Source organism: Aequorivita sediminis, from assembly GCF_032080575.2.
In the GTDB taxonomy this organism is placed as follows: domain Bacteria; phylum Bacteroidota; class Bacteroidia; order Flavobacteriales; family Flavobacteriaceae; genus Aequorivita; species Aequorivita sediminis.
On the sequence record NZ_JAVLSO020000001.1, the window covers coordinates 63982 to 80841 of the forward strand.

15 protein-coding genes are annotated in these 16860 nt (G+C 34.3%); 9 read left to right on the plus strand and 6 right to left on the minus strand.

Annotated elements, in window-relative coordinates:
* Positions 1 to 76 precede the first annotated feature (76 nt).
* From RT250_RS00305 to glyA, 3 genes are all read right to left on the minus strand, one after another.
* Complete coding sequence (locus RT250_RS00305; RefSeq protein WP_313111056.1) at positions 77 to 574, minus strand: lipocalin-like domain-containing protein; 498 nt, start codon at positions 572 to 574, stop codon at positions 77 to 79.
* Between the two features lie 29 nt (positions 575 to 603).
* Positions 604 to 1083 carry a nucleoside deaminase gene (locus RT250_RS00310; protein WP_313111058.1) on the minus strand — a complete coding sequence of 160 codons (480 nt, stop codon included), beginning with the start codon at positions 1081 to 1083 and terminating at the stop codon, positions 604 to 606.
* 174 nt (positions 1084 to 1257) lie between these two features.
* Entirely contained in the window at positions 1258 to 2532 is a 1275-nt protein-coding gene (glyA, locus tag RT250_RS00315; RefSeq protein WP_313111060.1) for a serine hydroxymethyltransferase, read from the minus strand.
* A 286-nt stretch (positions 2533 to 2818) separates the two neighbouring features.
* On the opposite strand from glyA, the gene fahA reads away from it, so the two are divergent.
* Both fahA and RT250_RS00325 read left to right on the plus strand, forming a co-directional pair.
* Entirely contained in the window at positions 2819 to 4099 is a 1281-nt protein-coding gene (gene fahA / locus RT250_RS00320) for a fumarylacetoacetase (protein WP_313111062.1), read from the plus strand.
* Between the two features lie 154 nt (positions 4100 to 4253).
* On the plus strand, positions 4254 to 5435 hold the full coding sequence (locus tag RT250_RS00325; protein ID WP_313111063.1) for a hypothetical protein: 1182 nt from the start codon (positions 4254 to 4256) through the stop codon (positions 5433 to 5435).
* A gap of 29 nt (positions 5436 to 5464) precedes the next feature.
* Here the strand turns inward: RT250_RS00325 and ytxJ are convergent, their stop codons facing one another.
* Positions 5465 to 5857 carry a bacillithiol system redox-active protein YtxJ gene (ytxJ, locus tag RT250_RS00330; protein ID WP_313111064.1) on the minus strand — a complete coding sequence of 131 codons (393 nt, stop codon included), beginning with the start codon at positions 5855 to 5857 and terminating at the stop codon, positions 5465 to 5467.
* Positions 5858 to 6084: 227 nt separating this feature from the next.
* On the opposite strand from ytxJ, the gene clpB reads away from it, so the two are divergent.
* A complete protein-coding gene (gene clpB / locus RT250_RS00335; protein ID WP_313111066.1) occupies positions 6085 to 8685 on the plus strand; it encodes an ATP-dependent chaperone ClpB in 2601 nt (866 codons plus the stop codon).
* A 676-nt stretch (positions 8686 to 9361) separates the two neighbouring features.
* Here clpB and RT250_RS00340 read toward each other — a convergent pair.
* A complete protein-coding gene (locus tag RT250_RS00340; RefSeq protein ID WP_237608131.1) occupies positions 9362 to 9547 on the minus strand; it encodes a CsbD family protein in 186 nt (61 codons plus the stop codon).
* A 158-nt stretch (positions 9548 to 9705) separates the two neighbouring features.
* Here RT250_RS00340 and RT250_RS00345 point away from each other — a divergent pair, with 158 nt between their 5' ends.
* From RT250_RS00345 to RT250_RS00365, 5 genes are all read left to right on the plus strand, one after another.
* Positions 9706 to 10260, plus strand: coding sequence for a SixA phosphatase family protein (locus tag RT250_RS00345; RefSeq protein ID WP_313111070.1), 555 nt, complete (start codon positions 9706 to 9708; stop codon positions 10258 to 10260).
* A gap of 66 nt (positions 10261 to 10326) precedes the next feature.
* On the plus strand, positions 10327 to 10794 hold the full coding sequence (gene smpB / locus RT250_RS00350) for an SsrA-binding protein SmpB (RefSeq protein WP_313111074.1): 468 nt from the start codon (positions 10327 to 10329) through the stop codon (positions 10792 to 10794).
* Between the two features lie 155 nt (positions 10795 to 10949).
* Positions 10950 to 13433, plus strand: coding sequence for a DUF5686 and carboxypeptidase regulatory-like domain-containing protein (locus RT250_RS00355; protein ID WP_313111076.1), 2484 nt, complete (start codon positions 10950 to 10952; stop codon positions 13431 to 13433).
* Positions 13434 to 13596: 163 nt separating this feature from the next.
* Positions 13597 to 14313 (plus strand): dienelactone hydrolase family protein, encoded by a 717-nt coding sequence (locus RT250_RS00360; protein WP_313111078.1) that lies wholly within the window; start codon positions 13597 to 13599, stop codon positions 14311 to 14313.
* 66 nt (positions 14314 to 14379) lie between these two features.
* Positions 14380 to 14898 carry a GNAT family N-acetyltransferase gene (locus tag RT250_RS00365; protein WP_313111079.1) on the plus strand — a complete coding sequence of 173 codons (519 nt, stop codon included), beginning with the start codon at positions 14380 to 14382 and terminating at the stop codon, positions 14896 to 14898.
* On the opposite strand, the gene RT250_RS00370 is transcribed toward RT250_RS00365, so the two are convergent.
* A complete protein-coding gene (locus tag RT250_RS00370; RefSeq protein WP_313111081.1) occupies positions 14895 to 15536 on the minus strand; it encodes a protein-L-isoaspartate(D-aspartate) O-methyltransferase in 642 nt (213 codons plus the stop codon). The genes RT250_RS00365 and RT250_RS00370 overlap by 4 nt on opposite strands.
* 326 nt (positions 15537 to 15862) lie before the next feature.
* Here RT250_RS00370 and RT250_RS00375 point away from each other — a divergent pair, with 326 nt between their 5' ends.
* On the plus strand, positions 15863 to 16831 hold the full coding sequence (locus RT250_RS00375; RefSeq protein WP_313111082.1) for a Gfo/Idh/MocA family protein: 969 nt from the start codon (positions 15863 to 15865) through the stop codon (positions 16829 to 16831).
* Positions 16832 to 16860 lie beyond the last annotated feature (29 nt).

Here is a 16860-nt window from a genome sequence, read left to right on the forward strand (position 1 = left end):
ATTTTAAAACATTTATCTTCATTAAAAAACCCATCTTAAAAATGGGTTTTTTAATGCTCTATTTTTAATAAAACAGTTATTTAATCTTCAACCATTGTAGTTTTAATCTTGAATTCTTTCTTTCTACCGGCTGCATAATTAAAGTATCACCAACAAAGTAAAATCTTCTTTCTGCTGTAAGTCCAAATTCGGAAGGGTTTGAATGCGAGAGTTTGTAATGTGATACAATACTATCTGCTGTAGAAACTTTATAATTTCCCATATAATAATAGGACTTAGTTATATGCTTTAAGGCTTCTAATGAAATGGAATCTGTAAAATTTGGAAATTCTACGCCTGCATTTTCATACCCTTTATCATAAAGATGAAGCGCTACATGTTTTTTGTTATCGTATAATAAATAACCATCCATCCCACCACGGTAATGACTCCAAGTATTAGTTGTAGTATCGCGCACCATCATACTTTCTAGTTTCCAAAGCCCTGTAATGGATGGGCTACTAAGTTTTTCATTTTCACAGGAAATCGCAAACCATAAAACTCCGGCGGCAGCGATGTATTTAATTTTTTTCATACACTAAAAACTCAATTGGAAATATTTATTTAGTAATCCACTCTACCCTCTTTATCTTCCCATTTATTGAAAACGACTCTACCTTCTTCTCTGTTCAGATTGATAAACTTTACGTTTCTATCTTCAATATTCTTTTCTATTTCATCATAAATAAAATGGTCGTCAAAACCTATTTCAGCTGCGTCTTCTTTAGTACAGGCATAATAAACAGCTTTTGGTCGAGCCCAATAAATAGCACCTAAACACATAGGGCAAGGTTCGCATGAGGTGTAAATAATACAATCATCCAACTGAAAGGCATTCAGTTTTTCACAAGCCTTACGAATAGCCACAACTTCGGCGTGAGCAGTAGGATCGTTACTAGATGTTACTTGATTATAACCTTCGGCGATAATTTCACCATCTTTCACTACTATGGCTCCAAAAGGACCACCAGCATCGGCATTCATCCCTTTTTCGGAAAGTTCAATCGCTCTATTAATAAATTTTTTATCTTCCTTTGTAATCATTTCAGTTTATTTTAAAAAAATGGTTCTAATTATTTTCAGTAATTATTAGAAAATTTATCTGTCGACTTAATCTCTTCTTGTTTGAGTCTAAAAAAACCCATAATAAAAAAACAACTCTCCAACTACACCTAGAAATATTTCAGGGAAAATTAGAGAGTTGATTTCTAGGAGTTATTACATTTTAAAAAGTGGTAATCCAGACATCATCTCGTTAACTACCTCGGCGATGCTCTCTAACTTAGCTTCGTTATCGTGGTTCATTATTACTTCATCAATTAAATCCACAATTTTACTCATATCTTCTTCAACCAAACCACGTGTTGTTATGGCTGCAGTTCCAACTCTTATTCCACTAGTAACAAAAGGTGATTTATCATCAAAAGGCACCATGTTTTTATTTACAGTAATATCGGCTTTGCTAAGCGCTTCTTCTGCCTCTTTTCCAGAAATATTTTTATTGCGAAGATCTATAAGCATCATATGATTATCTGTTCCACCTGAGATGATATCGTAACCTTTATCAACAAAATGCTGAGCCATTACAGCTGCATTTTTCTTCACCTGTACCATATAGTGTAAGAACTCATCAGTTAGTGCTTCACCAAAAGCAACTGCTTTAGCTGCAATAATATGCTCTAATGGGCCTCCTTGATTTCCGGGGAATATTGCACTATCCAAAATACTACTCATTTTACGTAATTTTCCGCTTTTCAGTTTGATTCCAAATGGGTTGTCAAAATCTTTCCCCATTAAAATCATACCTCCACGAGGTCCGCGTAACGTTTTGTGTGTTGTAGTAGTTGCAATATGGCAATGAGGCAATGGATCACCAATAATACCTTTAGCGATAAGTCCTGCGGGGTGAGCTATATCAGCAAATAGGATTGCTCCAACTTTGTCGGCAATCTCGCGGAAACGCTTGTAATCCAACTCACGTGAATATGCAGATGCTCCAGCGATTATCATTTTTGGTTTTTCTCTCAGTGCGATTTCTTCAACCTTATCGTAATCGATTAGTCCAGTTTCTTTTTCAACACCATAAAAAACAGGGTTGTATAGTTTACCAGAGAAATTTACAGGTGAACCGTGCGTAAGGTGACCACCGTGAGAAAGGTCAAAGCCTAAATATTTATCGCCTGGGTTTAAGCAGGCTGCAAAAACTGCTGTATTTGCTTGCGAACCACTATGTGGTTGTACATTTGCATATTCAGCTCCAAAAAGTGTTTTTGCACGATCAATTGCTAGTTGTTCAACTTCATCAACAATTTCACAACCACCGTAATAGCGCTTACCTGGATAACCTTCAGCATATTTATTAGTTAAAACCGATCCAGCAGCTTCCATAACTTGGTCGCTCACAAAGTTCTCTGAAGCTATCAGCTCCAAACCATTTTTCTGTCTTAGTTTTTCCTCTTCTATAAGTTCAAAAATCTGTTCGTCGCGTTTCATAGTAAAATTTTATTATTTAAAATAAGGGTTAAAACAAATGTTTATTTTCAATAAATTTAAGCTCTTAAAACGTTTTGTGAAGCTTATATTTTTATTGAAAGTTAATTAATTCCAAAAATAGCAAATCCAATTGGTAACTGTCGTGAAATATATATATTTGATGAAGAATTTAATGAACAAAGCATAAGCTACAAACTATTCTTATTCCATAATTAATTCCTTGAATTTCAGTAATTAGAATAATTTTTACTTAGTTTTATTTCACAACTATAAAAGATTTTAAAAAATGCCTATAACAGCTAATGACCCTAATCGAAAAACCTGGCTCGAAACTAATCCAGATACAGATTTTCCAATTCAAAATATCCCCTTTGGTGTATTCTTAACCAGAGATGATATTATTACCATCGGCACCCGTATAGGAGACTATGCTATAGACCTAGGTGCTTTACATCAATTAGGCTATTTTAAAGGAATTGACCTTACTGATGATATTTTTCTTCAAGACACATTAAATGATTTTATAAGTGATGGAAGAAAAACTTGGCGTTTGGTACGTAACCGAATTGCCGATATTTTCGACAAAGAAAATCCTGAGCTTCGCGATAATGAAAATCACAGAAAGCACATTCTATTTACTATGGATGAGATAGAAATGCAGCTTCCTGTACAAGTAGGAGATTACACCGATTTTTACTCAAGTAAAGAGCACGCAACAAATGTTGGAACAATGTTTCGCGGAAAAGAAAATGCTTTAATGCCAAACTGGCTTCACATCCCCGTTGGATACCACGGTAGAAGTTCTTCTATTATACCTAGTGGAATTAACGCTCGTAGACCTTGGGGACAAACTATGCCTGAAGGAGCTACCGAACCCGTTTTTGGTCCGTCAAAACTAGTTGATTTTGAGCTTGAAATGGCTTTTATCACTACTGACGCCAATGCTTTAGGTGAGCCAATTCCTGTAAATGAAGCTGAAGATTACATTTTTGGATTAGTACTTTTCAACGATTGGAGTGCACGTGATATTCAAAAGTGGGAATATGTTCCTCTTGGACCATTCTTAGCGAAAAATTTCGCTTCTTCTATTTCACCTTGGATTGTAACCTTGGATGCACTTCAACCATATAAAGTAGAAGGACCAAAACCTGAAAGAGAACAGCTACCATATCTTCAGTATAAAGGAAAGAAAAGCTACGACATTAACCTTGAAGTTTATATTGCTCCAGAAAATGCAGCCGAAACAAAAGTTGCTACCTCTAACTTTAAATATATGTATTGGAACATGGCTCAGCAACTTGCTCATCACACTGTAAATGGATGTAATGTTAATAGCGGTGATATGATGGGAAGCGGAACTATTTCTGGGTCAACTCCAGATTCTTATGGTTCAATGCTAGAACTTACTTGGCGCGGTGCTAAACCTATCACTCTTTCGGATGGTACTGAGAGAAAGTTTATAAACGATAACGACACCGTAATTTTAAGAGGATACTGTAAAAACGACAATGTGCGTATTGGCTTTGGTGAATGTAGAACAAAGCTACTTCCAGCGATAAAGCAATAAAACTTAAATTTTATTAAACCACGGAAACGCTAAAAAGATAATACATTAGTGTTTTCGTGGTTTTTAATTTATCCCAATTTATATACAATTAAGTATTTATCTAATAATTGGTACTACTATTGTATTTTAGCTTTCACAACTAATCCAAATTATTATGAAAGCTTATTACATTCTTTTATTTACAGCACTTTTAAGTTTTTCTTGTAATAGCGTAAAACGAACTGAGAGATTTGTTTCTCAAGGGAATTACGATGAAGCTATAAATCTTGCAGTTAAAAAACTTCAAAAGGATAAAACTGCTAAAGAATTCGACACACACATTAAACTTTTAGAAGTTGCATTTTTAAAAGCTACGGATAGGGACTTGCGTGAAATTGAATTTCTTAAAAAAGATAAATCAACTTCAAGTGCTAAAGAAGTTTACTACACATACCTAGACCTAAAAGATCGACAAAATAAAATTCGCCCCCTACTACCCTTACACAGTCGTGAAATGGGACGGAAAGCAAACTTCGTTTTTTCCGATTATTCCAATGAAATACTCAATTCAAAAGAAAATTATCTAAAAGCGCTGTATCAAGAAGCTCAATTATATTTAAATAGTAATTTGAAAAAAGATTTTCGAAGTGCGTTCAATGTTTTGTGTGAAATAGAGGAAGTACAGCCAAATTATCGCGATGTAAAAAAACTAAAAGAAGATGCCCATTTTTATGGAACCGATTTCGTTTTAGTTGAATTAAACAATCACACAGGCCAATTTATCCCATTTAGATTGGAACAAGATTTATTAGATTTTAACACCTACGACTTAAATGAATTTTGGAAAGAATATCACGGAAAACCTGAGCAAGGCATTAACTACGACCTAGGTATAGATCTGAATTTTCAAACAATTCAAATTTCTCCTGAACGTATTTCAGAAAAACAATTCACTAGAAAAAAACGTGTAAAGGATGGTTACGACTACAGATATGACAGAGGTGGAAATATTATAAAAGACAGCCTTGGTAACCCAATAAAAATCGATAAGTTTAAAGATGTTTCGGCCTTAGTAACTATTACCACGCAACAGAAAAGTGTGTTTGTTGGAGGTGAAGTAGCCTATAAAGACTTAAACAATAGAAGGAGGATAAAAAACTTCCCTCTTTCAGCAGAATTTATTTTTGAAAATGTGTTTTTAAAATACCGTGGAGACAAACGTGCATTATCTAATGAAGACATGCAACTTCTAACCAATCATTTTATAATTTTCCCAAGCAACGAACAAATGGTTTTTGATGCTGGTACAGTTATAAAGGATAATTTCAGGGAAATTCTAATAAACAACCCAATTTAAATAAAGTAGGTAAAAGTATTAAACTACAGCTAGACAAATTTAGGAAGATCAGCAGCATCAATTCCGTTATGTGAATCGTGGTGCACCACTACCCCATCTTTAATTACTATAAGTTGTGGGCTTTCGTGGTTTACTTTAAACCGTGTTGCAATTTCATTTGAAATATCGCGGTTTTGTAACAAATCAAGAAAATACAATTTTAGCTGACCGTCATTTAAGCTATAGTTTTTTTCGAACATCTTTAGTACGCCACGACTCACGCCACAACGAGTAGAATGTTTAAAAATTGCCACTGGTTTTGTTTTAGATTGTGCTACTAAATCGTCTAACTGCTCTATTTTACCTAAAACGTGCCAAGGAATTTCTACTATTTCCTCTTTAGCAGCATCTCTTGGTGATTTAAACATATCAAAAAGTCCCATAATAATTTCTTTTGTACAAAGCTACAAGTTCTATTGTCATAAATATCTAAATGAAATGATAAAAGCTAAAAACAACAGTCATAATGTCTGTTAAATACCTGATTATTACAGACATTTTGTCTTAATTTTATAATGGCTTTGTATTTGTAATTCTGTTAAGCATAATAATTTTCGCTCCCTAAACAAAGCCGAAAGAATTAAACAAAAAGCAAAAAAAAATATTATATATGAACTTTAACAATTTTACCATAAAAAGCCAGGAGGCCATCCAAAAAGCACAGCAGATTGCGCAGGGATTTGGCCATCAACAAATTGAAAACGAACACATACTCAAAGCTATATTTGAGGTGGATGAAAATGCCACACCATTCATTTTAAAAAAATTGAATGTAAATCTCGTTACCCTTAAACAGATTTTAGAAAAACAATTAGAAAGCTTTCCTAAAGTTTCTGGTGGCGATATAATGCTTTCACGTGAAGCCAATAAAGCTGTACTTGAAGCGAGCAATATTGCTAAAAAAATGGGCGATGAATTTGTTTCTATTGAACATCTTCTATTGGCAATTTTAAATTCTAAAAGCGCTATTGCCCAAAGTCTAAAAGATCAAGGAGTAACAGAAAAAGGGATGAAAGCTGCTATTCAGGAGTTACGAGGTGGCAAAAAAGTAACATCACAAAGTGCTGAAGAAACCTATAATTCATTAAACAAATACGCTAAAAACCTCAACCAACTAGCCCGTGATGGCAAGATGGATCCGGTAATTGGTCGCGATGAAGAAATAAGAAGAATTCTTCAAATTCTTTCTAGAAGAACCAAAAACAACCCAATGCTTGTTGGAGAACCAGGAACTGGTAAAACTGCAATTGCGGAGGGTCTTGCTCACAGAATAGTGGACGGGGATGTTCCTGAAAATTTAAAGACTAAAGAGATTTATTCATTAGATATGGGTGCTTTAATCGCTGGAGCCAAGTACAAAGGGGAATTCGAAGAGCGATTAAAAGCTGTTATTAAGGAAGTAACTTCAAGCGAAGGAGATATTGTTCTTTTTATAGACGAGATACATACCCTAGTAGGTGCTGGGGGTGGACAAGGCGCAATGGATGCGGCGAATATCTTAAAACCAGCATTAGCCCGCGGTGAATTACGCGCAATAGGAGCAACAACGCTTGATGAATACCAAAAGTATTTTGAAAAAGACAAAGCCTTAGAGCGTCGATTCCAAAGAGTTGTTGTAGATGAACCAGATACTGAAAGTGCAATTTCAATATTACGAGGAATTAAAGAAAAGTACGAAACACACCATAAGGTACGTATTAAAGACGAAGCAATTATTGCTGCCGTTGAACTTTCAGAAAGATATATTACAAACCGTTTCCTTCCAGACAAAGCCATTGACCTAATGGACGAAGCAGCTAGTAAACTTAGAATGGAAATCAACTCTAAGCCTGAGGAACTAGATGTTTTAGACAGAAAGATAATGCAACTTGAGATTGAAATTGAAGCGATAAAACGTGAAAACGATGAAGTTAAATTGAAGTCTCTACATTCAGATTTGGCCAATTTAAAAGAAGAACGAAATGAACTTAATGCAAAGTGGCAAAGTGAGAAAGAAGTTGTGGATAATGTTCAGATTCTAAAAAAAGAAATTGAAGAGTATAAGCTGGAAGCTGAACGCGCAGAACGAGATGGCGATTTTGGAAAAGTAGCAGAGCTTCGTTACGGGAAAATTAAAGAAGCCCAGGAAAAGCTTACCAAACTTGAAACACAATTGGCGGAAAATGACGAAAGCACCTCTTTAATTAAAGAAGAAGTTACTCGAGAAGATATTGCTGAAGTTGTTGCAAAATGGACTGGGGTTCCAGTTACTAAAATGCTTCAAAGTGACCGTGAAAAACTGCTTGTTTTAGAAGATGAGCTTCACAAACGAGTAGTTGGTCAACACGAAGCAATAGTTGCAGTAAGTGACGCCATTAGAAGAAGCCGCGCAGGATTACAAGACGAGAAAAAGCCAATTGGTAGTTTCTTATTTTTGGGTACAACTGGTGTAGGTAAAACCGAGCTTGCTAAAGCCTTAGCTGAATATCTATTTGATGATGAAAGCGCCATGACGCGAATTGATATGAGTGAGTATCAGGAAAGACACAGTGTAAGCCGTTTAGTAGGTGCACCTCCAGGATATGTAGGATATGACGAGGGGGGACAATTAACTGAAGCTGTACGTCGTAAACCTTATAGCGTGGTGTTGCTAGACGAAATTGAAAAAGCACACCCTGATACATTCAATATTTTATTACAGGTTTTAGATGAAGGTAGGTTGACAGACAACAAAGGACGATTAGCAGATTTCAAAAACACCATTATTATAATGACTAGTAATATGGGAAGTCAGATAATCCAAGAGAGATTTGAAGCTGTTAAAGACCCAGAAACTGCTATGGAAGGTGCTAAAACTGAAGTATTAGCATTGCTAAAACAAACAGTTCGTCCCGAATTCTTGAATCGAATTGACGATATTATAATGTTTACACCACTTGCTAAAACAGACATCCGCAAAATTGTGGAACTTCAATTGAAAGGTGTATCTAAAATGTTGCTGAAACAAAATATTGTTTTAGACGCTACACCTGAAGCTGTCGACTATTTAGCTGAAAAAGGTTACGACCCTCAATTTGGTGCAAGACCAGTGAAGAGAGTGGTGCAACGAGAAGTTCTAAACGAGCTATCTAAGGAAATTCTCGCAGGAAAAATAACTACAGAAAGTATCATACTGCTAGATAGTTTTAATGATAATCTTGTGTTTAGAAACCAAGAGAATTTAGTAGAATAAATTAGTATTAAAAATCAATAAAAATCTCCCATGCGAAAGTTTGGGAGATTTTTTATCTAGTTGTAAGCTTTACAAAAAATTCAAACTCGCACTGAGCCATTCCATCTGCTCCTCTCACATCAATTGTCACTTGGAAAGAATTTGCAGTAATCGTTAAATTTTTTAATGTACGATTACGATTCTGAGTTCTTCCTTTTTTTACATAATTCCATCAACTTCAAAACACACGATTTCCTGTAAACTTTTTTTGCGATTTTGGGAGACGTGCAATATTACTTTTCACGCCCTAAAAAAATCCTCATGGATTTACCTCGATAATAATTTCTTCCTTAAACACGACCGCTATTTTTCAAATTTTATAGATTCTTGACTAAAAGTTTGTAGTGAAATAAATAAAACCGAGAGTGCAACTGAAAATATTTTTATTTTATTCTTAGTTTAAATGGTTAGCTAAGTTTTTAAGTTATAATTTCTAGAAAAGTAATAACTTATTTATTCTTTAATAAGCTTATTTGGTAAACACCTAATTCTTATTTGGTGAGTATCAATTATACGGCCAGAACCATCTTTGTAACAGTTGGTAGATTAGGTACAACAAAAAGCCCATCAAAAATTCTAATATTGATTTTTGATGGGCTTGGCTTCAAATAAAGCAGTAGTTAAAGTTTAGAAATAACTACCATTTATCTATCATATCCTTTAATTGCTCTTTGGTTTTACCCGTTTTCTCTTGTAGGCGACCAAGTAATTCATCAGACTTACCTTCTGTGTACATTAAATCGTCATCGGTAACATCTGCAAATTCTTGCTTAAATTTACCTTTTACTTGATTCCATTTACCTTTAAATTGATCTTCGTTCATAGCTTTTTGATTTTAGTTTTATTAATTAATCTTGTTTTGTTACTATAAAATTACAAGTCTTATGTGAGCTTTAATATTAATGAAACCCTAAAGATTCTTTGAATTAAGTTATAACTTTGCTAACAATTCTTAAATAATGTTATTTAAAACACAACACTATGAAGCAACTTTTATTATTATGGATTTTTTTACCACTCTTTACATTTTGTGGACAACAAAATGAAAAAAAAATCGAGAAAAAGTCTTCAGAAGAAATCAATGAGGCCAAAACTCCACTGCATAAAGCAACATATTATTTAATCCGTCACGCTGAAAAGGATAGAACAGATCCAAAAAATGAAGATCCTAGTCTTAACATAGATGGAATGATGCGTGCAAAAAATTGGGCGAAATATTTTGAGACAATTAAAATAGACGAGATTTACGTAACTAAATATATTAGAACCAAGCAGACAGTCTCTTTTATTGCTCAGCAAAAAGCAATTTCTCCTAAAACTTATAACCCAAATACATTATACTCTGAAGACTTTCTAAAAGAAACCAATGGCAAAACTGTTATCATCTCGGGACACAGCAATACCACTCCTATGCTGGTAAACAAACTAATAGGAGAACAAAAATTTAAAGACATGAGTGATAACGATAATGCAACACTTTTTAAGGTAACCATCGATGGAAACAACCGAAACGTAGAGACTTTAAAAGTAGAATAAAATCTTCTTTTCGGATTTTATAATAAAATTTAGAAATTCTTCTTTATTCATTCTATTTTTGCATCTATGGCAATTCAGAAAAACGTAAAAATTAAAAATCGTAAAGCTAGGTTTGAGTATGAGATTCTAGATACTTTCACTGCCGGTATTGTTTTACGCGGAACCGAAATAAAAGCCATCCGAGAAGGTAAGGCTTCGATTGCTGAAAGCTTTTGTGAATATAATAGTAAAGGCGAACTCTTTGTAATAAACATGACGATACAAGAGTATAGCCACGCTACACATTACAATCACAGCCCTAAAAGTGAACGCAAACTTCTACTTAATCGAAGTGAATTAAAGAAGCTTGAAAAAGAAGTTAAAAACTCAGGGTTAACTATTATCCCATTGGTACTTTTCACTAATAGCAAGGGTTTAGCTAAAATCGATATTGCTCTTGCTCGCGGTAAAAAACTATACGACAAGAGGGAAACTATTAAAGAAAGAGATACCAAAAAACAACTTAGCAGAATTAAGAAATCATTTAATAATTAATTATTGCGCAGTTTTGGCATCTTGGTATCCTTGTAATTAATCTTGGTGTTCTTCTAAGTAAAAGAAGTCTAGATTGTATAATTCGATAACAATACTTTAGCACGAAGTAAACTTTTAAATTAGTATTTTGCAATAACTAATCCTCTAAAATACTAATGAAAATAAAATTACTTCTTTTAGTTTTCCTGTTAATTTCAACTACAATTTCTGCTCAAATAGTAGGAAAAGTAACCGACACTGATGGTGAACCACTACCCTATGTTAATATTTATCTTCAAAATAGCTATATAGGAACAACAACAAATGACGATGGCAACTACTCTTTAAACGTATCTGATAAAAAAGAATATAAGGTATCATTTCAGTTTTTAGGTTATAAAACGTTAAGCCAAAATATATCGGTTACATCTTTTCCTTATATCTTAAACATTTCTCTTAAAGAGGAAACAACAAGTTTAGATGAAGTAATTGTAGACACATCAGAAGACCCCGCCTATCGCATTATTCGCAAGACAATTAAACAACGTAAAGAAAACCTAGAAAAAATAAGCGAATACACTGCAGACTTCTATTCGAGAGGACTTTGGCACGTGAAAGATGTACCAGAGAAAATTTTGGGCCAAGAAGTTGGCGATTTTGATGGGGCGCTAGACAGTACGCGCACAGGAATAGTTTACCTCTCAGAAACTATTTCCAAAATAGCCTATCAAAAACCTGACAATTTCACTGAAAAAATTATAGCAAGTAAAGTAAGCGGTAACGATAACGGATTCAGCTTTAATAGTGCACAAAGTGCAAACATTTCGTTTTATGAAAATACGATAGAACTAAATGCTGCTCTTGTTTCGCCAATTGCCAACAATGCCTTGAGTTATTATAACTATACACTCGATGGAGTTTTTTATGAAGGCACAAAGCTTATCAATAAAATTAAAGTCACTCCTAAACGTCCAAAAGACCGAGTTTGGCACGGACATCTTTACATAGTTGAAGATGATTGGCAACTTTACGGCGTAGAACTTTCTACTACAGGAAGTGCTATTCAGATACCTTTTGTGAGTAATTTATTAATTAAACAGAACTATAAATACGACACCGAAAATGATTTCTGGGTTAAGCTTTCTCAAACTATCGATTTTGGGTTTGGCCTTTTAGGAATGAAAGGAGATGGCCGTTTTATTGCTGTTTATAGTAATTACGATTTTAAACCTGAATTTACTAAAAAGTCATTTACCAACGAAGTGCTTTCCTTTAAACCAGAAGCTAATAAAAAAGACAGTCTATTTTGGAAAGGAATTCGTCCAGTGCCATTAACCAATGAAGAACTTAAGGATTACATAAAGAAAGACAGCCTTCAAGTATTGAGAAGCTCGAAGAAATATTTAGATTCTATAGATGCTAAATCAAATAAACCTGGAGTAATGAGCCTATTAACCGGCTACACTTATAAAAATTCATACAACAAGTGGTCAGTGGGATACGAAGGGCCATTAAGAGGGATAAACTTCAACACTGTACAAGGTTGGAACAGTAAAGCTGGATTAACCTTCTTTAAATGGTACGACGATAACCAAACAAATACGCTATCTGCAGCCGTAAGAGCAGATTATGGAATTGCTGAAGACCGACTTCGCTTTACCGCTGGCATTCTTAGAAATTTCAATTGGAAGAACAAGTTACGCTTTTCACTCTCTGGAGGAAGTAAGGTTGCTCAGTTTAACGATGAGGAGCCTATTTCTCCACTAATAAATTCAATCGCTACGCTTTTTTTTGAAAGAAACTATATAAAGATTTACGAGCTTAATTACGGACGTCTGGCGTATAGTCAGGAAGTTTTTAACGGATTGCACTTATATGCATCTGTTGCTTATGAAAACCGCCAACCGCTCTTTAACAATACCGACTATGTTACAATTCCGAATAAAGGTGTAAGTTACACAAGTAATAACCCCCTATCTCCAAACGAATTCACCAATGCTGCAATTTCAGAACACAACATTGTAAAGAGTAAGTTACGAGCTCGAATTAATTTCGCTCAAAAGTATTTTTCAAATCCTGATATGAAATTTAATATTGGTGATAATAAATTTCCTGAACTTAATGTTTCAGTAGAAAATGGAACCGCTATTACTGAAAACTACTACGATTTTACTCATTTAGAAGCGAGTTTAAATCAATCAATCTCTTTGGGAAACAAAGGCCAGTTTTATTACAATTTAAAAGGAGGAACTATTGCAAACGGTGAAGGAATTTCTTTTATAGATTACAAACATTTTAACGGAAATCAAACGAGAGTGGGCACTTCGCCTAATTACACTAACGTTTTCAACCTAATGCCTTATTACGAATTCAGCACCAATAAAAGTTATTTTGAAGGGCATTTAGAACACGATTTCCGCGGATGGATTTTAGGTAAAATTCCAGGAATAAATCAGTTAAACCTCAACTTAGTAGCCGGAGCACATTTTTTAAGTACTGAAGAAAAAAAGCCTTATTCTGAAGTTTCGATTGGTATCGACAATCTTGGTTTTGGAAAATTTAGACTCCTTCGCGTAGATTACGTTCGCTCCTATTACAACGGGGGTAGTGAAGGCGCTTTCATTTTTGGTTTGAAATTTATAGACCTTTTAAGACTATAAGCATTCAATCTATCTAAATCGTTACTAGCGTATTATATCTTTTGTTATTATATTTCATTGTAAGGAAATTAACAATAACGAGAATTAACTCATTAAAAAATAAATGATAAAAATTATATTTAAACTCCTACTCATATTTTCGCTTTTTGTAAGCTGTATCCCAATGCAGAAAGTACCAAAAGATGCGAAAATGACCGATTATTTTCATTTTCAAAAAGCGGATGATTACGATGCTACCAAATGGGCTGTTTTCCTACCTGGAACTGGAGGGTTAAGGATTTTTAAAGACACAACGCACTATTTTAACGTGGCTAAAAAACTTAATGCAGAAGGATTTTCTGTTTTACTGGTCGATAATGTAGCAGCTTATAAGGCATCTAAAAGAAATGTTGACGAAGAGGAGCCCTCTCAAATACTTTGGACTCTAGAACAAGCCTTAAAATGGGCAAAGGAGAGTGAAAGAATCCATCCACACTCTAAAGGAAGCATTGTAGGTTGGTCACGCGCTGGCTTAGGCTTAATACCTTTGGCAAATGACAAAGTACAACTAGAGAAATTTCATATAAAGTCAATTGCAATGTTTTATCCTGCAAATGGCTATGAGATAAAGTTAAAACCAAAGGTTCCAGTACTCATTATGACAGGAGGAAGTGATAAAATTGTAAAAGTTGACGATATTCTTGAGCACATGATTGCAGAAAATGTAAAAATTCAAGTTTATGATGAAGCCTATCACGGGTATGATGTTGAAAGTTTAAGGAAAGGGAAGTATTACAGAATCATTCCTTTTATTAGTAAAAAACGATATTTATTAAAATACAATCAGGAAGCCGCTAATGAATCTTTTGAGGAGTTGATTGAGTTTTTAAAAAAGCCATGATTGTATACACTCACTTTGAATGGAAATTCATTTCAAAAACAAATTTCATAATATAGATAAGCACTTATGGCCACCCCTTTTCCTATCTTTAAAACTGAACGTTTGCATCTACGCGAGATAAAGCTTTCGGATGCGCATAGAATTCATTATCTACGTTCAGATGAAGAAATAACAAAATTCATTAAACGATCGGAGCTGCAAACTTTTGATACGACAGTGGCACATATTAAAAAAATTAGAAACCAATTAAGGAGAAATCAGTCGATCGCTTGGGGGATAAGTTTACATACGTCAACCGAATTAATTGGTTCGATTTGTCTTTGGAATTTCTCAGAAGATAAAAAAACTGCAGAGGTTGGTTACGACCTAGATACTAAATTTCAAAACAAAGGTTTTATGAGTGAAGCTCTGAAAGCAATTTTAAATTATGGCTTCACCCAAAAAGGTTTTGAAACCATTGTTGCATACACAGATTACAGAAATATTCCATCAAAAAACCTACTGAAACGTTTTGGATTTATTCCAAGTAACACTTTAAAAGACACTGACAATCAAAACAATGTTGTGTTTTACTTAAACCGTTAGTTTTTGTCTTCTAGGAGCGGCACAAATCGGAATTCTCCGTGCTCTTCTTTTACAAATTCGGTCTCAGATTTACGAGTAAACACTGTCATAATTTGAACATTTTCACCGACAGGAATAACTAATTTTCCTCCAATTTTCAACTGAGCTAATAAAGGATTTGGCACAAAAGGTGCACCTGCGGTAACTATAATTCCGTCATAAGGCGCTTCCTCTTCTAACCCAATATACCCATCCCCAAAAATCATTCGCTTTGGTTTATAACCTAATTTCGGAAGAAACAATTTTGTCTTTTTAAAAAGCTCGTTCTGCCTTTCAATGGTAAAAAGAGTCACCCCTAATTCTAAAAGCACGGCAGATTGATATCCGCTTCCAGTTCCAATTTCAAGAATTTTATATCCTTTTTTAACCTCTAAAAGTTCTGTTTGTCTAGCTACAGTATAGGGTTGAGAAATAGTTTGATCTGCTGCAATTGGAAAAGCTTTATCAGTATAGGCGTGATCTACAAAACTAGAATCCATAAAGAGATGTCTTGGAATCTTACCTATAGCCTGTAGAATATTATTATTTTCAATTCCTTTCTTTTTAAGAGTTTCAACAAGCCTCTTGCGCATTCCCTGATGAGTAAAGGTATCTTTCAAATTATTAGATTTTAATTCCGAAAAATTCGGGATAGACAATTATGTTACAAAGTAACCAAATAAGCTTTATAAGCCTTTATTTGCGTGGACCAAATTCCAAAATATATTTCAATATTCAAAAACCAAATTTCCTTGACAACTACTAAAACTGGTCAACTTAGTGATTTTCATTGCTTGAACTTACAATTAAATTTATCAACATATAAAATTATAGTCTCCGCTAGTAAAGTTCAAAATTCTAAAACACATTCACTACTCAACTTTTAACCCCTTCAACTTTTAAACTTTCCCTTGAAAACCCTTACATTTGTGAAAAACACACGTCAATGTTAAAAGCTGGAGTTCTAGGTGCTGGACACTTAGGAAAAATACATTTAAAACTACTGCAACAATCCTCAAAATACGAACTTGTTGGTTTTTACGATGCAGATAAACAGGCTTCCGAAAAAATAGAATCTGAGTTCGGCTACAAAAGTTTTTCAACTATGGAAAGCCTTATTGATGCTAGTGAAATGGTTGTGGTAGTTACCCCTACAAGCACACATTTTGAATGTGCTAAAAAAGTTCTTAAAGCTAGAAAACATCTTTTTATTGAAAAACCCATCACAGAAACTGTTGCCCAAGCCGAGGAAATTCGCGATTTAGCTAAAGAGATGGAAGTTCGCGGTCAGGTGGGACAAGTAGAACGTTTTAACCCTGCTTTTCAAGCTATAAAAGACAACATCCAAAATCCGATGTTTATTGAATCGCACAGGCTATCGGAATTTAACCCTCGCGGAACCGACGTTTCTGTAGTTTTAGACTTAATGATTCACGACATAGACGCTATTTTAAGCGTAGTAAAAAGTCCTGTTAAAACAGTAAGTGCGAGTGGAGTTTCGGTAATTAGTGAAACACCAGATATTGCTAATGCACGAATTGAATTTGAAAACGGTTGTGTAGCAAATTTAACAGCTAGTAGAATTTCACTAAAGAAAATGCGCAAGGCGCGATTTTTTCAACGTGATGCATATATTTCGGTAGATTTCTTAGAAAAGAAATGTGAAGTAGTAAAGATGAAAGAAGCAGCTACCGAACCTGATGATTACGCAATGATATTAACAAATGCCGAAGGTGTAAAAAAACAGATTTATTTTGAAAATCCTCAGGTTGAAGAAAACAATGCTATTTTAGATGAACTTGAAAGTTTTTACGACGCGATTAAAGCAGACAGAACTCCAGAAGTTTCTTTAAAACAAGGTACGGAAGCATTGAGAGTAGCAATGTTGATTATAGAGAATTTTAAAAAGATATAGAAAACATAGATACATACACGATTATAAAT